At 66.4% G+C, this 20,117-nt stretch carries 10 protein-coding genes; 8 read left to right on the top strand and 2 right to left on the bottom strand.

Annotation, left to right across the window (positions count from 1 at the left end):
- The first annotated feature begins 17 nt into the window (after nt 1–17).
- Both K6142_RS14885 and K6142_RS14880 read left to right on the top strand, forming a co-directional pair.
- Nucleotides 18–1,640 carry a class II fumarate hydratase gene (locus tag K6142_RS14885; RefSeq protein WP_190244090.1) on the top strand — a complete coding sequence of 541 codons (1,623 nt, stop codon included), beginning with the start codon at nt 18–20 and terminating at the stop codon, nt 1,638–1,640.
- Nucleotides 1,641–2,211: 571 nt separating this feature from the next.
- Nucleotides 2,212–2,763, top strand: a complete 552-nt coding sequence (locus K6142_RS14880) for an acetate uptake transporter (RefSeq protein WP_190244091.1) — start codon at nt 2,212–2,214, stop codon at nt 2,761–2,763.
- Between the two features lie 1,387 nt (nt 2,764–4,150).
- Here the strand turns inward: K6142_RS14880 and K6142_RS14875 are convergent.
- On the bottom strand, nt 4,151–5,959 hold the full coding sequence (locus tag K6142_RS14875) for an FAD-dependent oxidoreductase (protein ID WP_190244092.1): 1,809 nt from the start codon (nt 5,957–5,959) through the stop codon (nt 4,151–4,153).
- Between the two features lie 344 nt (nt 5,960–6,303).
- Between K6142_RS14875 and K6142_RS14870 the strand changes: the two genes are divergently transcribed.
- Together K6142_RS14870 and K6142_RS14865 are read left to right on the top strand one after the other, a co-directional pair.
- Nucleotides 6,304–6,810 (top strand): peptidylprolyl isomerase, encoded by a 507-nt coding sequence (locus K6142_RS14870; protein ID WP_190244093.1) that lies wholly within the window; start codon nt 6,304–6,306, stop codon nt 6,808–6,810.
- Between the two features lie 380 nt (nt 6,811–7,190).
- Entirely contained in the window at nt 7,191–9,008 is a 1,818-nt protein-coding gene (locus K6142_RS14865; protein WP_190244094.1) for an SDR family oxidoreductase, read from the top strand.
- A gap of 552 nt (nt 9,009–9,560) precedes the next feature.
- Here the strand turns inward: K6142_RS14865 and K6142_RS14860 are convergent.
- Nucleotides 9,561–10,886, bottom strand: a complete 1,326-nt coding sequence (locus tag K6142_RS14860; protein ID WP_190244095.1) for a M23 family metallopeptidase — start codon at nt 10,884–10,886, stop codon at nt 9,561–9,563.
- A 1,122-nt stretch (nt 10,887–12,008) separates the two neighbouring features.
- Here K6142_RS14860 and K6142_RS14855 point away from each other — a divergent pair.
- From K6142_RS14855 to gyrA, 4 genes are all read left to right on the top strand, one after another.
- Nucleotides 12,009–13,343 carry a DnaA ATPase domain-containing protein gene (locus K6142_RS14855; protein ID WP_190244096.1) on the top strand — a complete coding sequence of 445 codons (1,335 nt, stop codon included), beginning with the start codon at nt 12,009–12,011 and terminating at the stop codon, nt 13,341–13,343.
- A gap of 139 nt (nt 13,344–13,482) precedes the next feature.
- Nucleotides 13,483–14,649, top strand: a complete 1,167-nt coding sequence (gene dnaN, locus K6142_RS14850; RefSeq protein WP_190244097.1) for a DNA polymerase III subunit beta — start codon at nt 13,483–13,485, stop codon at nt 14,647–14,649.
- Nucleotides 14,650–15,066: 417 nt separating this feature from the next.
- Entirely contained in the window at nt 15,067–17,463 is a 2,397-nt protein-coding gene (gene gyrB / locus K6142_RS14845) for a DNA topoisomerase (ATP-hydrolyzing) subunit B (protein WP_190244098.1), read from the top strand.
- Nucleotides 17,464–17,644: 181 nt separating this feature from the next.
- Entirely contained in the window at nt 17,645–20,083 is a 2,439-nt protein-coding gene (gyrA, locus tag K6142_RS14840; RefSeq protein WP_190244099.1) for a DNA gyrase subunit A, read from the top strand.
- Nucleotides 20,084–20,117: the final 34 nt, after the last annotated feature.

The raw sequence follows: 20,117 nt of genomic DNA, 5'->3' as shown, positions 1-20,117 counted from the left end.
ACATCCTCGGAGGCCCCATGCCCCAAACGCCAGACCAGCCCCATCTGCCCCGCACGCCGCACCAGGCGGACATGCCCCATCAGGCGAACGGGCCGCACCGGCCCGGACAGCCCACCGCCGCCCAGCCCGAGGCCCGGCCCGGTCACCGGCTGGAGCGGGACAGCATGGGCCTTGTGGAGGTGGAGCAAGGGCGCCTGTGGGGCGCGCAGACCCAGCGTTCGCTGGACAATTTCCGCATCGGGGCTGACCGCATGCCCCTGGCCGTGGTGCATGCGCTGGCGCGCATCAAGAAGGCCGCCGCACTGGTCAACCGCGACCTTGGCCTGCTGCCCTCTCCTCCGCCCCCGCCCGGACAGTCCCAGCCCAATCAGCCGGGCCTGCCGCATATGGCCGAGGCCATCGCCCGCGCCGCCGACGAGGTGCTGGCAGGCATGCACGACGACCACTTTCCGCTCTCCGTCTGGCAGACCGGCAGCGGCACCCAGACCAACATGAACGTCAACGAGGTGCTGGCCAACCGGGCCACGCAACTGCTGGCGGAGGCCGCGCACGCCGCCGCGCCCGGTGGCCATCCCCCCGTTCAGCCCCCAATCCATCCCCCCATTCATCCCCCCATTCATCCCAATGACCACGTGAACCGCTGCCAGTCGTCCAACGACGCCTTTCCGGCGGCCATGCACCTTGCCGCCGCGCTGGCCCTGCGCGACGATCTGCTGCCCGGCGTGCGCCACCTGCGCGATGCGTTGCGGGCCAAGGCCGCCGCATGCGCGGACATCGTGAAGATAGGCCGCACCCACCTGCAGGACGCCGTGCCCCTGACCCTGGGCGACGAGATGTCCGGCTGGGCCGCCCAACTGGACGCCTGTCTGGAAGGGCTGGACGCGGCCATGCCCCATCTGTGCCGCCTGGCCCTGGGCGGCACCGCCGTGGGCACCGGGCTGAACGCGCATCCCGCCTTTGCCCCGCGCGCCATCGCCCTGCTGGCCGACATGACCGGGCTGCCGCTGGTGCCCGCGCCCAACCCCTTTGCCGCGCTGGCCGCCCACGACGGGCTGGTGCTGACCAGCGGCGCCCTGCGCGCGCTGGCCACGGCCCTGCTGAAGATAGCCAACGACGTGCGCTGGCTGGCGTCCGGCCCGCGCTGCGGCATCGGTGAACTGCGCCTGCCCGAGAACGAGCCCGGCTCGTCCATCATGCCCGGCAAGGTCAACCCCACCCAGTGCGAGGCCCTGACCATGGTGGCCGTGCAGGTCATGGGGCTGGACGTGGCCGTGGGCATGGCCGGGTCGCAGGGAAATTTCGAGCTGAACGTTTTCAAGCCGCTGATAATCCACAACGTGCTCACGTCCATGCGCCTGCTGGCCGACGGGTGCCGCTCGTTCGCGGACCATGCCGTGGCGGGCATGCAGCCCGACCGGGCGGGCATTGCCGCCCACGTGGGCCGCTCGCTGATGCTGGTCACCGCCCTTGCGCCCGTTGTCGGCTACGACCGGGCGGCGCAGGCGGCGCACCGTGCCCATGCGCGGGACATCACCCTGCGCGAGGCCTGCCTGGAAATGCAGTTGCTGGACGGCGCAGCATTCGACGCGGCGGTGGACCCGCTGCGCATGGCCAGACCGCACGAGGGGCACGAAGGATAGCACCGGAAGACAGACGGGCAGCCAGAGACGCGGCGGAGGACAGCGGGCGAACGGATGGCAAGGGACCGCCCGCGTGAAGGGACGTGCCGGCCATGCCGCACCGCCGGTACCGCCCTGCGCCACAGGCCGCCACGGTGCGTCCGGGCGAGGCCGCCCCGCACGCCATGCCGCACCCCGACCCGTGAAAGCGCACACTCCTGTGCATCTTGCGTGCTTGTCCGCATCCGGGCATAAGCGCGCCATAGCCCCTCGCAGGGTCCGGCCCGGCAGCCGGACCACGCGGCCCCTCGGGATGCGGACCGCCAACCCGCCACCACAGGCCGCGCCACGCCACATCGCATCGTCGTTCCACCGGTACAGGTTCGCCGCCCGCACCGCCGCGCCCATCCCGTGCACGTCCGGAGCACATCCGGAGCATCGTTGGGCCAGGCGGGCATCCATCGCGTCGGCGTTCCGTCATGGCCCGCGCCCGCATGCCGCTCCGAGCCCTCGGAACCCGGCAGCCCGCGCGCCGCGCCAGTTGCCCGGCAACGCCGATGCACCCACCCCATCCGCAGCAACGAGGAAGACAATGGAGACCAAACTGGCCAACCCGGCCCCGCTCGGGCTCATGGGCTTCGGGATGACCACCATCCTGCTGAACATCCACAACGCGGGCTTCTTTCCCATCAGCTCGATGATCCTCGCCATGGGCATCTTCTACGGCGGCATCGCGCAGGTCATCGCGGGCATCATGGAGTTCAGGAAGGGCAACACCTTCGGCACCACCGCCTTCACCTCGTACGGCCTGTTCTGGCTGACGCTGGTGGCGCTGATCGTCATGCCCAAGCTGGGCTGGGCCGAACCCACCCCGCACGCCTACATGGGCTTCTACCTGGCCATGTGGGGGCTGTTCACCTTCTTCATGTTCCTGGGCACCCTGAAGGGCAAGACCACGCTGAAGTTCATCTTCCTGTCGCTGACCGTGCTGTTCGCCCTGCTGGCCATCCGCGATTTTACCGGCAGCGAGCTCATCGGCACCATCGCCGGGTGGGAAGGCATCGTGTGCGGTGCCAGCGCGTGTTACCTGGCCATGGCCGAGGTGCTGCACGAGCAGTATGGACGGGTGGTGCTGCCGTACTAGGTGGGGTGGGGGAAGGGGCTGTGCCCTGTTGGAATGGTTTCTACGAAGACACGCCAGCCCTGTTGATTGCCCTTGATCTCGTTATGCCTCTGGCGGGGAGTGGAAGGGGGCGTGCGCGGTTGCACCCGGCTTCTACGAAGACATTCTCGAGCGATTGCTACCCCCCAATTTCGCTATGCCTCCGGCGGGCAGGGGGCCGTGTAACGACGGCCCCCTGCACCCCCGCGTTCCGGTGGCTCCGCCCCCTGGACCCCCAGGCTTTCATGCGCGGCGTCCCATCGACGGCAGCTTCCCTCCGGCGCAAAGCGCCTCCGGGTGATCTGCCGCCGGTGACGCCAATGCGCACCAATCTCCCATTGCCTCCGTGGCACATGAGTGCCTTTACCCACCCGTATCTTGCACCGCATTCTCTGCCGGGCAGCTTCCCTCGGCCAAAGCGCCTTCGGGCGATCTGTCCGGCGGAATGCGATGTGCGCCAATCTCTCGCTGCCTCCATCCCACTTGGGAATTCTTACCTTGGCCCCCGTTGCGACGCATGTGCCACCGTCAAAGCCCGGCGGCACACGCTTCTTCGCACGTCACTATTTCCTTGAATATCCGGAACCCTACGCGGCTCGCCTCGTTGGGGATGCGCAGAAAAGCCTATCCGTCTGGCTGGATATGCATGGTATCCAGCCACGCTGCCGCTCGTTTCATCGCGACAGGAACGACCTGCGCACGGCGATACGCGACCGCAGCCGAAGAACACCGCCGATGCCTTGCGAGGCGGAAGCTTCGGCGTTGCGGATGCGCGCCGCAGGCAACGTGGCGATTGAGACATCCAAGCCGCATTCGAAGGAAACGTGGGGTGCGAAGAAGCGTGTGCCGCCGGGCTTTGACGGTGGCACATGCGTCGCAACGAGGGCGGGGGCAAGGCACCCGAGTGGTGGAGCTGCGGGAGCATTGCGCACATACGCATTCCCGCCGCCAGATCGCCCGAAGGCGCTCAGCCCCGCAGGGAAGCTGGCGGCGGAAGGAATGCGGTGCAGGATGCGCGCAGGTTAAGGCACCCATGTGCCATAGAGGCTACGGGAGATTCGTGCGTATTGGCGTCACCGGCGGCAGATCACCCGGAGGCGCTTTGCGCCGGAGGGAAGCTGCCGCCAAAGGGACGCCGCGCAGGAAAACCTGGGGGGACCAGGGGGGCAGCGCCCCCCGGAGCGCGGGGATGCAAGGGGCCATCGCTTAGCGGCAGCCGTTAGGCGAGCGCAACGCGCGAGTCTTACGGATGGCGACCGCAAAGCGCAGGCCCCTTGCCCGCCGGAGGCATAACGAGATCGCGCGTGGTCAAAAGGGTACGACTGTCTACGTAGAAGCCGTATCAAAAAGGGCACACGCCCTTACCCCTTCAATCCCCCTTCTTCTTCCAGTACGGATTCTGGGTATCCTCGAACGCGGCCAGCGCCGCCGTGGCCCCGCTGCCCACGGCGGTGACGATCTGGCGCACGCCGCCGGTCACGTCGCCCGCCGCGTAGATGCGCGGGATGTTGGTGCGCATGTGCCGGTCCACCTTGATGGAGCCGTCCTTTTCCAGCACCACGCCAAGCTCCGCCGCCTGTTCGGAATTGGGGATGTGCCCGATGGCCACGAACACCCCGTCGAAGGGAAGTTCGCTGACTGCATCGGTCTTCACGTTGCGCACGCGGATGCCGCGCACCACGCCGGTATCCGGCTCTGCCGGGGCCGTTCCGGGGGCCGCATCCTTGCCGTCCCCGCCGTCGCCCTCGCGCACGGGGGCCACGGTGTCGCCCAGTATCTCTTCCACCACGGTATCCCAGATCACGGCGATGCCTTCACGCTCCAGCGAATCCTGCAGGGCCTTCTCGGCCCGGAAGCTGTCGCGCCGGTGGATGATGGTCACGTCCGCGCCCAGGTTCTTCAGGTGCAGCGCATCGGTCAGCGCGGAATTGCCCCCGCCGATCATGGCCACCCGCTTGCCCCGGTACATGAACCCGTCGCACGAGGCGCAGTACGACACGCCCCGCCCGTAAAAGCGGCCCTCGCCCGGCGCGTCCAGCTTGCGCCACTGCGCCCCGGTGGCGAACACCAGCGCCTTGCACAGGTAAACCGCGCGGTTGGTGTACACCTCGATGAACTTGCCGATCTTCACCTCGTGCACCGTTTCGCCCTCGCGCACGGTGGCGTACTGGCGGGCGTGTGCGGAAAGCACCTCCACCAGCTTCAGCCCGGCAATGTCGGTGAAGCCGGGGTAGTTTTCCACCACCGGGGTCACGGTCACCTGGCCGCCCACCACGGACTTGTCCAGCACCACGGTCTTCATGCCGCTGCGCTCTCCGTAGATGGCGGCGGAAAGACCCGCCGGGCCCGCGCCCAGCACCACCATGTCGGTTTCCACCACGTCCAGCCCCTCGGGGTCCATGCCGTGGGCGCCGTGGGCATGGTCATGCCCTTCGTGGCCGGGTTCCATGCCGTGCTCGCGCATCAGATCGTCCGCGCTCTTCAGGGTGACCAGTTCCAGCACGAAGCGTTCTTCCGGCATCAGGCCGATGGCCTTGTGCGCGTCGTCGTACTGGGTGTGCGGCACCGAGCCCACGCCGTACTTCTTGGACAGGTCGGGGAATTCGTCGGAATTGACGCATTCCGCCTCCACCAGGCCGGGGCGCTCGATGGCGCATTTGGCCGCGTGCATGAACTGGCCGGGGCAGTACGGGCACCCCGGAGAGGAAAACACGCGGGGTTTGCGCGGTTCCTTCAGCTCCGACAGGATGCGTCGCGAGGTTTCCGTAAGGCCCGACTGGCGCAGCGACACCAGAAAGATGGATTCCACCAGCGCCCGGCCTTCCTCGCCCAGCGGGGCTCCGGTGAAGCGGATGCGGTAATCCAGCGCCGGGTCCGCCTCGCCGGTGCCCACGAACAGGGTGGGCGACAGGGTAACGTCGCGCCGCTTGGCTTCCTCGGAATCCAGCGCGTGGTGGTGCATGGAAATCTTGTCGACGAGCAGCGAAATGTCTTCGGCAAAGCGGCGGGTGTAGCCGTTGAAGGCGTTCTTTTCGTCGCCGTCGGTGAACACGTCGAGCACCACGGGGTTCGGCAGCTTGGCGAACAGCTGGGTCAGCTGCTTGCGCCCGTCCTCGGGGATGAACCAGTCGCGGTCGGCGGCATCCTTGCCGCGAGAGTTGGATACGCTGAGCTTCATGGTGTGGCTCCTTGGGTGCTGCGTTTGATGCTGCGTTGGGGTGCGCGGGGCCCGGCAGGCTTCCGACTGGCATCCGGGGCGCATCCGGAGCGCATCCGGAGCGCATCGGGGATTGATCCGGGATTAATCCGAGATTGACCTGGGGCGCACGCTGCATGCCGGATGCTGCCGGTACCATAGCATGGTGTAGCCATGCGGAACAACACAGGCAAGCGGCAAGAAGACGCGCGGGCGGTTCTTTTCGACCGTCCGCCGCGCCCGACGGCGCCGGAAAGTGCCCGGCCCTTGCGTTTCGCGCGGGTTGACGGCAAAGAGGGGGCTACATTCCCCGTCAGGAGACACCCATGAGCAATCCCGTCATTCTGCTGGAAACCTCTTCCGGCGATATCCTCATCGAGCTTGATGCCGAAAAGGCCCCCGCCACCGTGGCCAACTTTTTGAGCTACGTGGATTCGGGCTTCTACAAGAACACCATCTTCCACCGGGTCATCAAGGACTTCATGATCCAGGGCGGCGGCCTTTCCGTGCGCATGGAAGAAAAGCCCACCAACGCCCCGGTGCGCAACGAGGCCAACAACGGCCTCAAGAACCTGCGCGGCACCATCGCCATGGCCCGCACGGCGGACCCGCACAGCGCGGCGGCCCAGTTCTTCATCAACACCGTGGACAACGCGGACCTCGACCACAGCGAAGAAACCGCAGAAGGCTGGGGCTACTGCGTGTTCGGCCAGGTCATCGAGGGCATGGACACCGTGGACAAGATCCAGAAGCTGAAGATCAAGCCCCAGGGCATCCACACCGACGCCCCGGCGGACATGGTGGTCATCACCGGCGTGAGCCGCTTCGAATAGCCGCGCCACGCCCGCATGGGCGCACCCCACGCACCGCAGGGAGGGAATGCCGCACGGCGTTCCCTCCCTTTTTCATTGCGGCAGGGCACGGGGAAACAGGGACACGACCGGCGGGACGAGGCAAGGTTGGCGGCAGCGGCAACGCGCCAGACGCCACAGACCCGCCCGACCCGCCTGACGTGCCGGGCGCTACAGGTTCGCCGGGTGCGGGCCGGGCGCGGGCCGGGCAATACGGGCAAACCGGGTGCGACAGGTGCACCAGACGGGCCCGGCGCGGCTTTGACAGTCCTGCCCGGCTGCGGCACCATGCGGGCAGACTGGGAAAACTCCGCCCGCCCACCAGCCGCCCACCAGCCGCCCATCAGCCGCAAGGATGCCCCATGCCCGCAAGCACCGCACCCCCGCAGGGTACGTCCACTCCCGATTCATTGGCCGACACCGCCCCAGCCGCCTCGGCCATGCCAGCCACCCCGGCCATGCAAGCCACACCGGGCCAATCCCGGGTGCCGGAGCATGCCGATGCCGCCCGTTCCGGCGCAGTGCCCGAACCCCACGCATCCCCCAAACGCGGCACCGTGCTCATTACCGGGGCCACGGGCTACGTGGGCGGCCGCCTGGCCCCCCTGCTGCTGGAACGCGGCTGGAACGTCCGCGCGCTGGCGCGCAACCCGGCCAAGCTGGCCGGACGCCCGTGGGCGGCACACCCCGGCTGCACCATCGTGCGCGGCGACATTCTGGACGAGCCGTCCCTGCGCGAGGCCCTGCGCGGATGCGACGCGGTGTTCTACCTGGTGCATTCCATGAACCCCGCCGTGGCCGCCTTTGCCGATGCCGACCGCAAGGCCGCCTGCTGCATGGTGCGCGCCCTGCAAGCCCTGCGCGGCACGCAGCACCCCCTGCCCAGGGTCATCTACCTGAGCGGGCTGCTGCCCCCGGAAACAGACACCCAAGGTCACGGGGCCAGCCGGGTGTCCGAGCACCTGCGCTCGCGTGCCGAAGTGGGCGAGATACTGGCCCTGGCCGACGCGCCGCTCACCGTGCTGCGCGCGGCGCAAATCATCGGCTCCGGCAGCGCCTCGTTCGAAATCATCCGCTATCTGGTGGACCGCCTGCCGGTCATGATCACCCCCCGCTGGGTCCACATGCAGTGTCAGCCCATCGCCATCAGCAACGTGCTGGAATACCTGGCGGGCTGCCTGGACCACCCCGAAACGGCGGGGCAGGCCTACGACATAGGCGGGCCGGACGTGCTGAGCTACCGGGAACTGTTCGACATCTACGCCCGCGAGGCGGGACTGCGCCGACGGCTGATCATCCCCGTGCCGCTGCTGACGCCGGAACTCTCCGCCCACTGGCTGCATCTGGTCACCCCGGTGCCGGTGGCGCTGGCGCGGCCACTCATCCACGGCCTGCGCCAGCGCGTGGTGTGCAGTGAAACGCGCATCCGCGACGTCATCCCGCAGAATCTGCTGCCCTGCGCCGAGGCCGTCCGCCTCGCCCTGGACCGGCTGCGCACCCACGCCGTGCCCACCCGCTGGACCGACGCGGGCGGCCCCGCCGTGCCGGAATGGGTGGCCTGCGGAGACGCAGACTACGCGGGCGGGCACCTGCTGGGCGATGGCTGGGGGGTGCGGCTGGCGGCCACGCCGGAAGCCGTGTGGAAGCCCGTGGAACGCATCGGCGGCGATACCGGCTGGTATCAGGACGACGCCCTGTGGCGGCTGCGCGGCCTGCTGGATACCCTGGTCGGGGGGCCGGGGCTGCGGCGCGGCAGGCGCGACCCGGAAACCCTGCGCACGGGCGATGCCCTGGACTTCTGGCGGGTGCTGGACGTGCAGCCCGGCAAGCGCCTGCTGCTGCTGGCCGAAATGAAGGTGCCGGGCGATGCCCTGCTGGAATTCGTGGTGCGCCCGGTTCCGGATGCGGAACACGGCGGCGATGCCGTGGCAACGACCACGGATGCCGCAGCCACGGAGTTGTGGATGCAGTCCTGGTTCCTGCCGCGCGGCCTGGCCGGGCTGGCCTACTGGTATGCCCTGCTTCCGGTGCACGGGCGCATCTTTCGGGGCATGCTGGCGGCCATCGCCACGGCCACGGGCGCGCCGGTGCTGAGGCCCCCCTTCCGCCTGCCCGCGCAGCGCAACCTTGCCTGCGCCCTGCCCGGGGTACCCGCCGCCGGTTCCTCCTCGCCATCCTGACGACCTTCCCGTTCCCCTCCACAAAGCCGTTGGTCCGCAAGGCCACGGATGTCAGCGGGTAGCAGGGCTGCCTGCCGCCTCCTGCCACGCAGTCTCGGGCATGCAGAACGCCGCCTGATGTTCCCAAAAAATGTTCGACATTCCGGCATGGTGACATGCTTGCGCACATGTACTGTCACCATCGGGCCTGACAGGAACCAGTCCCCGCGCCCATGGCCCATGCCATCGAAAATGGCGATTTCCGGCGTTCGCGTTCACAATTTATCCCGTCTTTACAGCATGTTTCACGCGAAACGCACATCGGGAACAGCATCTGGAACCAAGGAGGGGCACAGTCGCTCAAAAGCGACACGCACCGATAACTTTCCAAAATAAGCAGCACACCGCCCCGCCTCGCACCCGCAATCACCCGCGCCCAGAGCCATCACCGGCTGATCTGTCCGGCACCCGCCATCGGAGGCTTGCCGATGACTTTCCCATGCCCGGCACGCAAAAGCGCGCCGCCCCCCGCAGGGAACGGCGCGCCGTGTGCGTATATCTGTGCAGCAAAATCTAGATGTTGGGCAGCTTCTGCACATCCAGCGTGGCAAGGTCGCCCTCACCGTCCAGATACGGGCGGATGGCGTCCATCTGGCGGCGGAAGTCGGGCAGCAGCTTGCGGGCCACGGGTTCGGAGCGGGGGCTGATGTTCTTGGTGGGGTTGATGAACTTGCCGTCCTTCTTCAGGCGGAAGTCCAGGTGCGGCCCGGTGGCCCAGCCCGTGGCCCCCACGTAGCCGATGACGTCGCCCTGCTTCACCGTGGCGCCCTTGCGCACGCCGCGCGCAAAGCCGGAAAGGTGGCCGTAGTAGCTTTCGTACCCGTTGGAGTGGCGCAGGATGATCAGGTTGCCGTAGCCGTTGCCCCACCCGGCGGAGGATACCACCCCGTTGCCCACGGCCTTGACCGGAGTACCGGTGGGCGCGGCGTAGTCCACGCCCTGGTGGGGCCGCACGTCGCTGAAGATGGGGTGCTTGCGGGTCATGGTGTACCCGCTGGAAATGCGGGTGAACGACAGCGGGGCCTTCAGGAACGAGCGCCGCATGGAAGCGCCTTCCGGGTTGTAGTACTGCGGAATGCCCAGGTCGTCATGGAACAGGTAGGCGCGGTGGGTCTGGTCCTGGTTGGTGAAGATGGCGGCCAGCACCCTACCGTAGCCCTTGAATTCCCCGTCGCGGAAGCGCTTTTCCACCAGCACGGTGAAGCTGTCGCCCTCGCGGATGTCGCGGATGAAGTCCACCTCCCAGCCGAAGATGTCAGCCAGGCGGATGGCAAGGGTGGGCGATTCGCCCGCGTCGGCCACGGACTGGAACAGGTTGGATTCGATGGTGCCTTCCACCCGCACCACGTCCACGTCGTACTGGATGGGTTCCACCCGGGCGGCAAAGGAATCGTTGGTCTTGCTGACGATGAGCTTCTGCGAGTTGTCAATCTCGTATTCAAAGCGCTCTATGCCCCCCACGCTGGCGTTGGCCACCACGGTGTAGGGCTGCCCGGCCCGCAGCCTGGCGAGGGAATAGACCTTTTCGCAGGCCGCGACCATGGTGTGCACGTCCACAGAGGACAGCCACTCCTGCAGGATCTTGCCCGCCGTGTCGCCGGTGGACACCACCCCCTGCACCACTTCGGGCTGGCCTTCTCCCTGCCCGTCCGCACCGCCTTCTGCCCGCAGTTCGGGGGGCAGTTGCCCGGCGGGCGCGGTGGCGTTGCAGTCCGCAGCCGTGGTGTCGGCGGCCGTTTCTGCGGATTGCTCACCGCGCCGCATCACGAACGGCGCCGCGGCCAGCAGCAGGATGATCAGCAGGACGATTCCGGAACGCTTAGCGAAAGGCAACTGCATGAAACCTCGTGCATTGGGGCAGACCCGAAACCAACCGGGGCGGCTGCAACGTGCCGACATGGTGTCGGCCCTGGCGCACGGAAGATGGCGGTACGGTCTGCGCTTTGGTGATGGGGCGGCCCCGCGCCGCGCAGGCCCTGTCAGGTCCGGTCCGGGGAGCGAAAAGGACCGGGAAGGCATGCGCGCTCGGGCTGGCCGGATCGGGCCTGCTCCGGCCTCGGCCTGTCTTGACCTGACTTGGCCTGACTGGGCGGCAGCCCGGGGTTTGGCCATGGCGGCCACGGGGAGCGTCCAAGGGGCTGCCTTGCCGCGCTGTGGACGACAAGTGCAATGGGGGCGCATCCCCGACGGGCGGGCGGGTCCAACCGAAAAGAACGGCCCAACCCTAGCCGCGCCGTGGGGAATTGTCCAGACGACCGACGGATTCTGCACATCGTTGCACAAACGGCCCCTGCGGCGCGAAACCGGACCGGTCCGGACCAAGATGCGGAACAAGGCGCTCCGGGCCCCTGCGGGCGCCGTGGCGCGATAAAACCGGCCTGCCCGCATCACAGGCCCATCATGCCGGACGCGTCAGCGCGAACATGTCACCGCGAACACGTCGGGGCGAACACGTCGGGCCGGCACGTCCCCCCCCCCGCAGTCATCGCCCCCTTATCCGCCTGCCTGCCCGTCCGTACGGGCCTTGCCTGCCCCGCACCCGGCATCCGCGCGCGAAAGCGCACGACACCATTTCGGGCCCGCCAACGGTGCCGCCCACCCCACTCGACGCAAAGAGCGCGCGCGGCGGGCCGCTCTGCCCTTTTGCCGCCGCTCCACGTCCGGACCTACGCCCGGCCTTGTTCCGGTTCGATGAATATGATAATGATGCGCACTTGGGCCACGGCAATTCGCCGTCTTCCTCCCTGCCTGTCCGCACGACGCTCCGGCCCCCTCGGGGAACCCCTGCGACGGCGCGGACAGGGCAGCGTCCGCCAGAGAATGCCAGGCAGACAATGCCCGGTAGGCAACGTTCACGGACCGGGAGATGACGACCGCGCCGTCACCCGCTTCTTGGGCCCGCGTTCCCCGCACCCGCAATGCCCGGCAAGGCCGGGTTCACACAGGACCAATCCACCGCCCGTGCTGAAAAAAGCCCTGCGCCAACACCTTCAGCAGACCTGCCAGGAGCAGGATCTGCGCCAGTGGTACGACCCGCTGGCCATCACCCTGAGCACCAACGACAAGCGGCTGGAGGTCCAGTTTCCGCATTCGTTCTTTGCCCAGTGGTTTTCGGCCACGGCGCAGGTGACCTTTGAATCGCGGCTGCGCGAATTTCTGGGCGACGGCTACGTGCTGCGCTACTCCTCGGGCAACGGCGGCTCGCCCCAGGCGGCACCGGCCCCCAAGACGGCCCGCCAGCTGGACTACCCCTTTGGCGCGCGGTTCACCTTCGACACCTTTCTCAGCAACCGCAAGAACCAGTTTCCCGTGGCCTCGGCCAAGGAAGTGGCCCGCGACGGCCGCGACCCGCACGACAGGGTGTACAACCCCTTCGTGGTCTGCGGCGGCAACGGCAACGGCAAGACGCACCTTCTTCGCGCCATCGCCAACGAACTGAGCCGGTCGCGCGATGAAAACGCCATATTCTGCGGCCCGGTGGACGAACTGGGCACCCGCTTCGAAGGCCTTTCGGCCACCGGGGCCGGTGCTGCGCAGGAACGCCAGCAGGCCCGCAGCCGCCTGTGCGCCCACGAGGTGCTGGTGGTGGACGACCTGCAACGCCTGCGCGACCAGCCCTTTCTGCAGGACGAGCTGACCTTTGCCTTCGACCACTTTCACGACCACGGCAAGCAGATGGTCTTTGCCTGTTCCGGCAAGCTGGCCGACCTGGACTTCCTGTCGCCCAAGCTGCGCTCGCGCCTGGAATGGGGGCTGATCGTCGAACTGCGCGAACCCGACCTTGACGTGCGGCTGAAGTTCATCCAGCACCAAAGCCGTTCGCGCAACATCCAGCTTTCCAAGGAACACGCCCTCACCCTGGCCCAGCGGTTCCGCGAATTCCGCCACCTGCAAGGCATCCTGGTCAAGGTTGGCGCCTACCGCCAGTTGGTCAACCGCGACATCCAGGACCGCGAGCTGGAGCAGATCCTGCGGCACACCGACAGCGGCAAGGGCAACAGCCTGACCCCGGAGGCGGTCATCGCCGCCACGGCGGAACAGTTCGGCATCCCGGCGCGGGACATCGTGGGCGACAAGCGCCAGCAGCACATCGTGCAGGCCCGCCAGGTGGCCATGTTCCTGTGCCGCGAACTGCTGGGCAGTTCCTTTCCGGCCCTGGGCCGGGTATTCGGCGGCAAGGACCACTCCACGGCCATGTACGCGGTACGAAAAATCAAGCAATTACAGCAGAGTGACAAAGATATGCAACTTTTGGTGACCGACCTCAAAAGAAAGTGCCTAACTCGGGCCGAATAAGCGCCCACCCCCTTTCGGCTGTTCCTTCGGTTCCCACGCGGTGCATTGTGATGTTCGCGGAAATTCCAATTCATTTCCACATGTTAAAACAGTTGCGCACCTGGACACAGGCCCTGCTACTACAACAGGAGATCCAGATATGTTTCTGAGAATCCAGAAGGAAGATGTCATCGAAGGCCTGCAGAAGGCCGCCAGCATCATCCCCGCCAAGACGGGCGCGGCCTACCTGCGTTCCATCTGGCTGAAGGCCGAGAACGGTTCGCTCAGCGTGCTGGCCACCGACTCGAACATCGAGTTCCGGGGCGCCTACGCCGCAGAGATCGAACAGCCCGGCCTGGCGGGCGTGCAGGGCCGCGCCTTCGTGGACCTGCTCCGCAAGCTGCCCGGCGGCCAGATCACCCTCAAGCTGGATGGCGAAAGCGGCAACCTGCTCATCGAACAGGGCCGCCGCAAGTACAAGCTGCCGGTCAACGACTCGGTGTGGTTCCAGAACTTCTCGGAATTCCCCGCCGACGGCTCGGTGATGTGGTCCGGCGACTACCTGCAGGAACTCATCGACCGCATCGCCTTCTGCATCAGCGACGAGGACGCGGTGGAAGCCATCGCCTGCCTGTCCCTGAAGCCCGGCGCGCAGAACGCCATCGAGGCCTGCGGCCTGAACGGCCACCAGTTCGCCATGCTGCGCTTCACCCATGACGAGCTCATGGCCATGCTGCCGCCCGAAGGCATCCTGATCCAGAAGAAGTACCTGGGCGAACTGAAGAAGTGGCTGGGCACCGACGAGGTGGAACTGAACATCTCCGAAAAGCGCCTGCACTTCCGCACCGGCGACGGCAAGGAAACCTTCAGCCTGCCGCTGTCGTACTACCAGTACCCCGACTACATGAACTTCCTGGCCAAGCTGTCCGCCGATTCCGTGTCCCGGCTGGAACTGCCCCGCAAGGACGCCATGGACGCCCTGGATCGCCTGCTGATCTTCAATACCGACTCCAACCGCTGCACCTACTTCGATCTGGACGGCAACGGCGGCGCCGGTGAAGTGATGCTGTCCGCCCAGGGCCAGGACGTGGGCTCGGCCACCGAAACCCTGGAAGCCACCTACAGCGGCGATATCAAGAAGATCGCCTTCCCCACCCGCAACCTGATCGAAATCATGGGCCACTACCGCTCCGAACGGCTGGGCCTGACCCTGACCGGCAGCGAAGGCCCCTGCGGGCTTACCGGCAGCGACGACAGCGAATACACCGTGATCATCATGCCCATGAAGATCGTGGAAGAGACCTACTACAGCGAAGAGGAAGTGTAGGGGTTGTATCCAAATTGTCCTTTCGCCCGTTGGCTGCGTCAAACTTCGCCTGCCGTAGCTTTGCTGTCCTTATCCGTAAGGTTCGCAAGCTCACCTAACGGCTAAGGCTCGGTCGAATACGATAAGAGTATACTCCCTCATGGCAGGCTTGTTTTCCTTGCCAACGAACGAAAATCCTAATTTGGAAACAACCCCTGGCGCGCAGTGCCGCTATGGTATCTTCGTTGGCCGTCGGGGTGAGATTGCCTGGATGCGTCCGGCGGGCCTCGCATCCCCCTTTACTGGGGAGGTTTTGGTTTCACGGATTCCTTTGTGCGGGGTGCAGGGGCGGCAGCCCCTGCCCGCCGGAGGCGTAAAAAAAGCCTCAACCCCAAGCCTTGAACGTTGAAAATCCACAAGTTGGAGACGATCCCAAAGATGACCACTCCCACGGGACAGACCTATACCGCAGACAGCATCACGATCCTCGAGGGTCTGGCTGCCGTCCGCAAGCGCCCTGCCATGTACATCGGCTCCACCGATGCGCGGGGCCTGCATCACCTTGTGTACGAGGTGGTGGACAACTCCATCGACGAGGCCATGGCGGGCTACTGCTCGCGCATCGTGGTCAAGCTGCACCTCGACAACAGCGTCACGGTCAGCGACAACGGCCGCGGCATCCCGGTCGACCTGCACCCCAAGGAGGGCAAGCCCGCGGTCGAGGTCGTCATGACCAAGCTGCATGCGGGCGGCAAGTTCGACAACGACGCCTACAAGGTGTCGGGCGGGCTGCACGGCGTGGGCGTGAGCTGCGTGAACGCCCTTTCCGAGTGGCTGGAAGTGACCGTGCGCCGCGACGGCAAGCGCCACCGCATGCGCTTTGCGCGCGGCGCGGTGCAGGGCTCGCTGGAGCTGCTGGGTGAATCGGCCAACCACGGCACCACGGTGCATTTCAAGCCGGACGAGGAGATCTTCGAGACGCTGCAGTTCTCGTACGAGACGCTGCGCAAGCGCTTCGAGGAGCTGGCCTACCTGAACAAGGGGCTGGAAATAGAGTTCATCGACGAGCGCAGCGCGGAAACCCACGTGTTCCGCGCCGACGGCGGCATCCGCCAGTTCGTCAGGGATCTGAACTCCGGCGAAAGCGGCATCCACCCCATCATCGACGGGGAAGGCATGACCGACGGCGTCACCGTGGACTTCGCGTTGCAGTACAACGCGGGGTACAAGGAAAACGTGCTCACCTTCGCCAACAACATCCGCACCAAGGAAGGCGGCACCCACCTGGCCGGGTTCAAGACGGCGCTCACCCGCGCCATCAACGGCTACATCAAGAGCCAGCCCGACCTGGTCAAGAAGATGAAGGGCACCGTGCTGTCCGGCGACGACGTGCGCGAGGGCCTGACCTCGGTGGTTTCCGTCAAGCTGCCGCAGCCCCAGTTCGAGGGCCAGACCAAGACCAAGCTGGGCAACAGCGAGATCGCGGGGCTGGTGGCCGGCATCGTGTACGACAAGCTGAACGTGCACTTCGGCGAAAACCCCAAGGACGCGCGCCTGATCATCGACAAGGCCGTGGACGCCGCCCGCGCCCGCGACGCCGCCCGCCGCGCAAAGGAACTGGTGCGCCGCAAGGGCGCCCTGTCCGACAACTCGCTGCCCGGCAAGCTGGCCGACTGCCAGTCCAAGGACCCGGCGGAATCGGAACTGTTCATCGTGGAAGGTGACTCCGCAGGCGGTTCGGCCAAGCAGGGCCGCGACCCCTCCACCCAGGCCATCCTGCCGCTGCGCGGCAAGATCCTGAACACCGAGCGCACCCGCTTCGACAAGATGCTGGCCAACAAGGAAGTGAAGGCCCTCATCACCGCCATGGGCGCGGGCATCGGCGAGGACGACACCGACTACGACAAGCTGCGCTACCACAAGGTCGTCATCATGACCGACGCCGACGTGGACGGCGCGCACATCCGCACCCTGCTGCTGACCTTTTTCTTCCGGCAGTACCAGGAGCTCATCGACCGGGGCCACCTGTACATCGCGCAGCCGCCCCTGTACCGGGTGCACAGCAGCCGCTTCGAAAAGTTCATCAAGGACGATCCGGAGCTGAACGCCTTCCTGCTGGAACGCATCAGCAACGACATCACCATCCGCACCGAATCGGGCTGCGCCTTCACCGGGCCGGACATCGTCTCGCTCATGAAGGCCATTGAGCTGGTGTCCGCCAAGGTGCGCGACGTTGAAAACATCGGCATCGCCCGTGAACTGTTCCTGGCCTTCATCGAATACGAAACCCGCATCGAACCCCAGTGGTTCACCGAAGAAGATCCCAACGGCCTGCGCCAGTGGCTGGACGACCGGGGCTACTCCGTGTCCGCCGAGCACGAGGATACCGACGAGGACAGCCGTACCTTCGTGGTCTTCGAAGACGCCAACGGCCACCGCACCCGCGTGGGCGCAGAGTTCTTCCACTCCAAGATGTACCGCCAGGCCTGGGACGCCCTTGCCGACATCCGCACCCGCTGCGGCAGCCTGCGCTGCACCGTGGACCGCAAGGGCGAAACCAGCGACGCCGAAGACATCTTCGACCTGTTCCGCCTGGTGCTGGACGAAGCCCGCAAGGGCATCAATATCCAGCGCTACAAGGGCCTGGGCGAAATGAACCCGGAACAGCTGTGGGTGACCACCATGAACCCGGAAAACCGCACCCTGCTCCGCGTCACCGTGGACGACGCCGAAGAAGCCAGCGAAGCCTTCGAACAACTCATGGGCGATCGGGTGGAACCCCGCCGCGAGTTCATTGAACGCAATGCCCTGTCCGTGCAGGATTTGGATATCTAGCGGTAGTCGCCTGTTGGGAAAGCGGGGCGCTGCCCCGCACCCCGCAAGGGGGCCGCGCCCCCTTGACCCCTTATGGGGGTGCAGGGGGCAAGCCCCCTGCCCGCCGGAGGCGTAAAAAATATCTGTTCTCCAAAGGGTGCACCCATGAGGGACACCCTCCGTTGAGAAGCGAGGCAAACCAGTGTCGCAACAGGTCAGCATAGAAAAAGAGCTCAGGAAGTCGTACCTCGAGTACTCCCTGAGCGTTATCATCGGCCGCGCCATCCCGGATGCGCGCGACGGCCTGAAACCGGTGCACCGTCGCATCATGTTCGCCCAGCACGAGCTGGGCAACGGCTACACCCGCCCGCCCAAGAAGTCGGCGCGCGTGGTCGGTGACGTCATCGGTAAGTACCACCCGCACGGCGATTCCGCCGTGTACGACGCCCTGGTCCGCATGGCGCAGGACTTTTCCATGCGCGATCCCCTGGTGGACGGGCAGGGCAACTTCGGCTCCATCGACGGCGACGCCGCGGCGGCCATGCGATACACCGAAGTGCGCATGTCCCGCCTGGCGGGCGAATTCCTTGCCGACATCGACAAGGAGACGGTGGACTTCCGGCCCAACTACGACAACACCCTGCTCGAACCTTCGGTGCTGCCCACCAAGGTGCCGAACCTGCTGCTGAACGGTTCGTCGGGCATCGCGGTGGGCATGGCCACCAACATTCCGCCCCACAACCTGGGCGAGCTGTGCGGCGCGCTGCTGCACATCGTGGACGAGCCTGGCTGCACCGTGGAAGACCTGATGGACCATGTGAAGGGTCCGGACTTCCCCACGGCGGGCTTCGTCTACGCCGGGCAGGGCCTGTACGACGCCTACACCACCGGGCGCGGCACCGTGAAGGTGCGCGGCAAGGTGGAGATAGAAGAGCGCAAGAAGGGCCTGCAGGCCATTGTCATCAGGGAAATTCCCTTCGCGCTCAACAAGTCGAGCCTGGTGGAGAAGATCGCGGCGCTGGTCAACGAACGCAAGATCGACGGCGTGGCGGACCTGCGCGACGAATCGGACCGCAAGGGCATCCGCGTGGTCATCGACCTCAAGCGCGGCACCATCCCCGACATCGTGGTCAATGCGCTGTACAAGTACACGCCGCTGGAAAGCTCGTTCGGCATCAACATGCTGGCCGTGGTGGGCAACCGCCCGCAGCTGCTGAACCTGAAGCAGGCGCTGGAAATCTTCCTCGAGCACCGGCGCGAGGTTATCATCCGCCGCACCCGGTACGACCTGCGCAAGGCAGAGGCGCGCGCCCACATCCTGGAAGGCCTGCGCATCGCCCTCGACAACATCGACGAGGTCGTCGCCCTGATCCGCGCGTCCAAGACGCCGCAGGACGCCAAGGACGCGTTGATGGGCCGCTTCACCCTGTCCGAGGCCCAGGCCCAGGCCATTCTGGACATGCGCCTGCAGCGCCTGACCAACCTCGAACACGAAAAGTTGATCGAGGAATACAACGAGCTGCTCAAGAAGATCGAATTCTTCCGCTCGGTGCTGGAAAACCCCGAAGTGCTGCGTTCGGTCATCCGCGAGGAAATAGGCGAACTGCGCGACACCTTCGCCACCAAGCGCCGCACCGAAGTGCTGGAAGAAGAACTGGACGGCATCGACATCGAGGACCTCATCCCCGACGAGGACGTGGTCATCACCCTGTCGCGCCGCGGCTACATCAAGCGCACCACGCTGGACAACTACCAGCAGCAGCGCCGCGGCGGAAAGGGCATCGCCGGGGTGCACACCTCGGAAGACGACTTCGTGCAGGACTTCCTGACCACCACCAACCACCAGTACCTGCTGCTGTTCACCAACCACGGCCGCATGCACCAGATCAAGGTGCACCGCGTGCCCGAAGGCAGCCGCACGGCCAAGGGCGTGCACATCGCCAACCTGGTCCAGCTGGACAAGGACGAACTGGTCACCAACGTGCTTACCGTGCGCGAGTTCGCCGAGGACCGGTACTTCCTGTTCGTGACCCGGCGCGGCATGGTCAAGCGCTCCAGCGCCTCGCTGTACGCCAAGTGCCGCAAGACCGGCCTCATCGCCGTGGGCCTGCGCCCCGAGGATGAGCTGATCATGGTGCGCGAGGTGGACGAGCACTGCCACATCGTGCTCACCACCGGCGACGGCATGGCCATCCGCTTCCAGTGCGAGGACGTCCGGCCCATGGGCCGCAGCGCCACCGGGGTCAAGGGCATTGCCCTGCGCGGCAAGGACCGCGTGGTGGCCTGCGTCATCCTGGCCGCAGAGGACGAAAGCACCGAGATCATGTCCGTGTCCGCCAACGGCTTCGGCAAGCGCACCAAGGCCGACCTGTACCGCGTGCAGTCGCGCGGCGGCGTGGGGGTCAAGAACTTCAAGGTCACCCCCAAGACCGGCGACGTCATCGGCGCCATGCCCGTGCGCGACGATGACGCCCTCGTCCTGCTCACCTCCACCAACAAGATCCTGCGCATGGGCCTCACCGACGTGCGCAGCGTGGGCCGCGCCACCCAGGGCGTGCGCCTGGTGCGCCTGGACGAAGGCGCCCTCGTGGTCGGCTTTGACCGCATCGACGAACGCGAAGTGGTGGACGGCGAAGAGTAGAAGAAGGAAAGATGAACCGGGGGAGAGGAAGGAA

The organism is Nitratidesulfovibrio sp. SRB-5, from assembly GCF_019931275.1.
GTDB lineage: Bacteria > Desulfobacterota > Desulfovibrionia > Desulfovibrionales > Desulfovibrionaceae > Cupidesulfovibrio.
The sequence above is the reverse complement of the archived record's forward strand: the minus strand, read 5'-3'. Positions and strand labels throughout refer to the sequence as shown.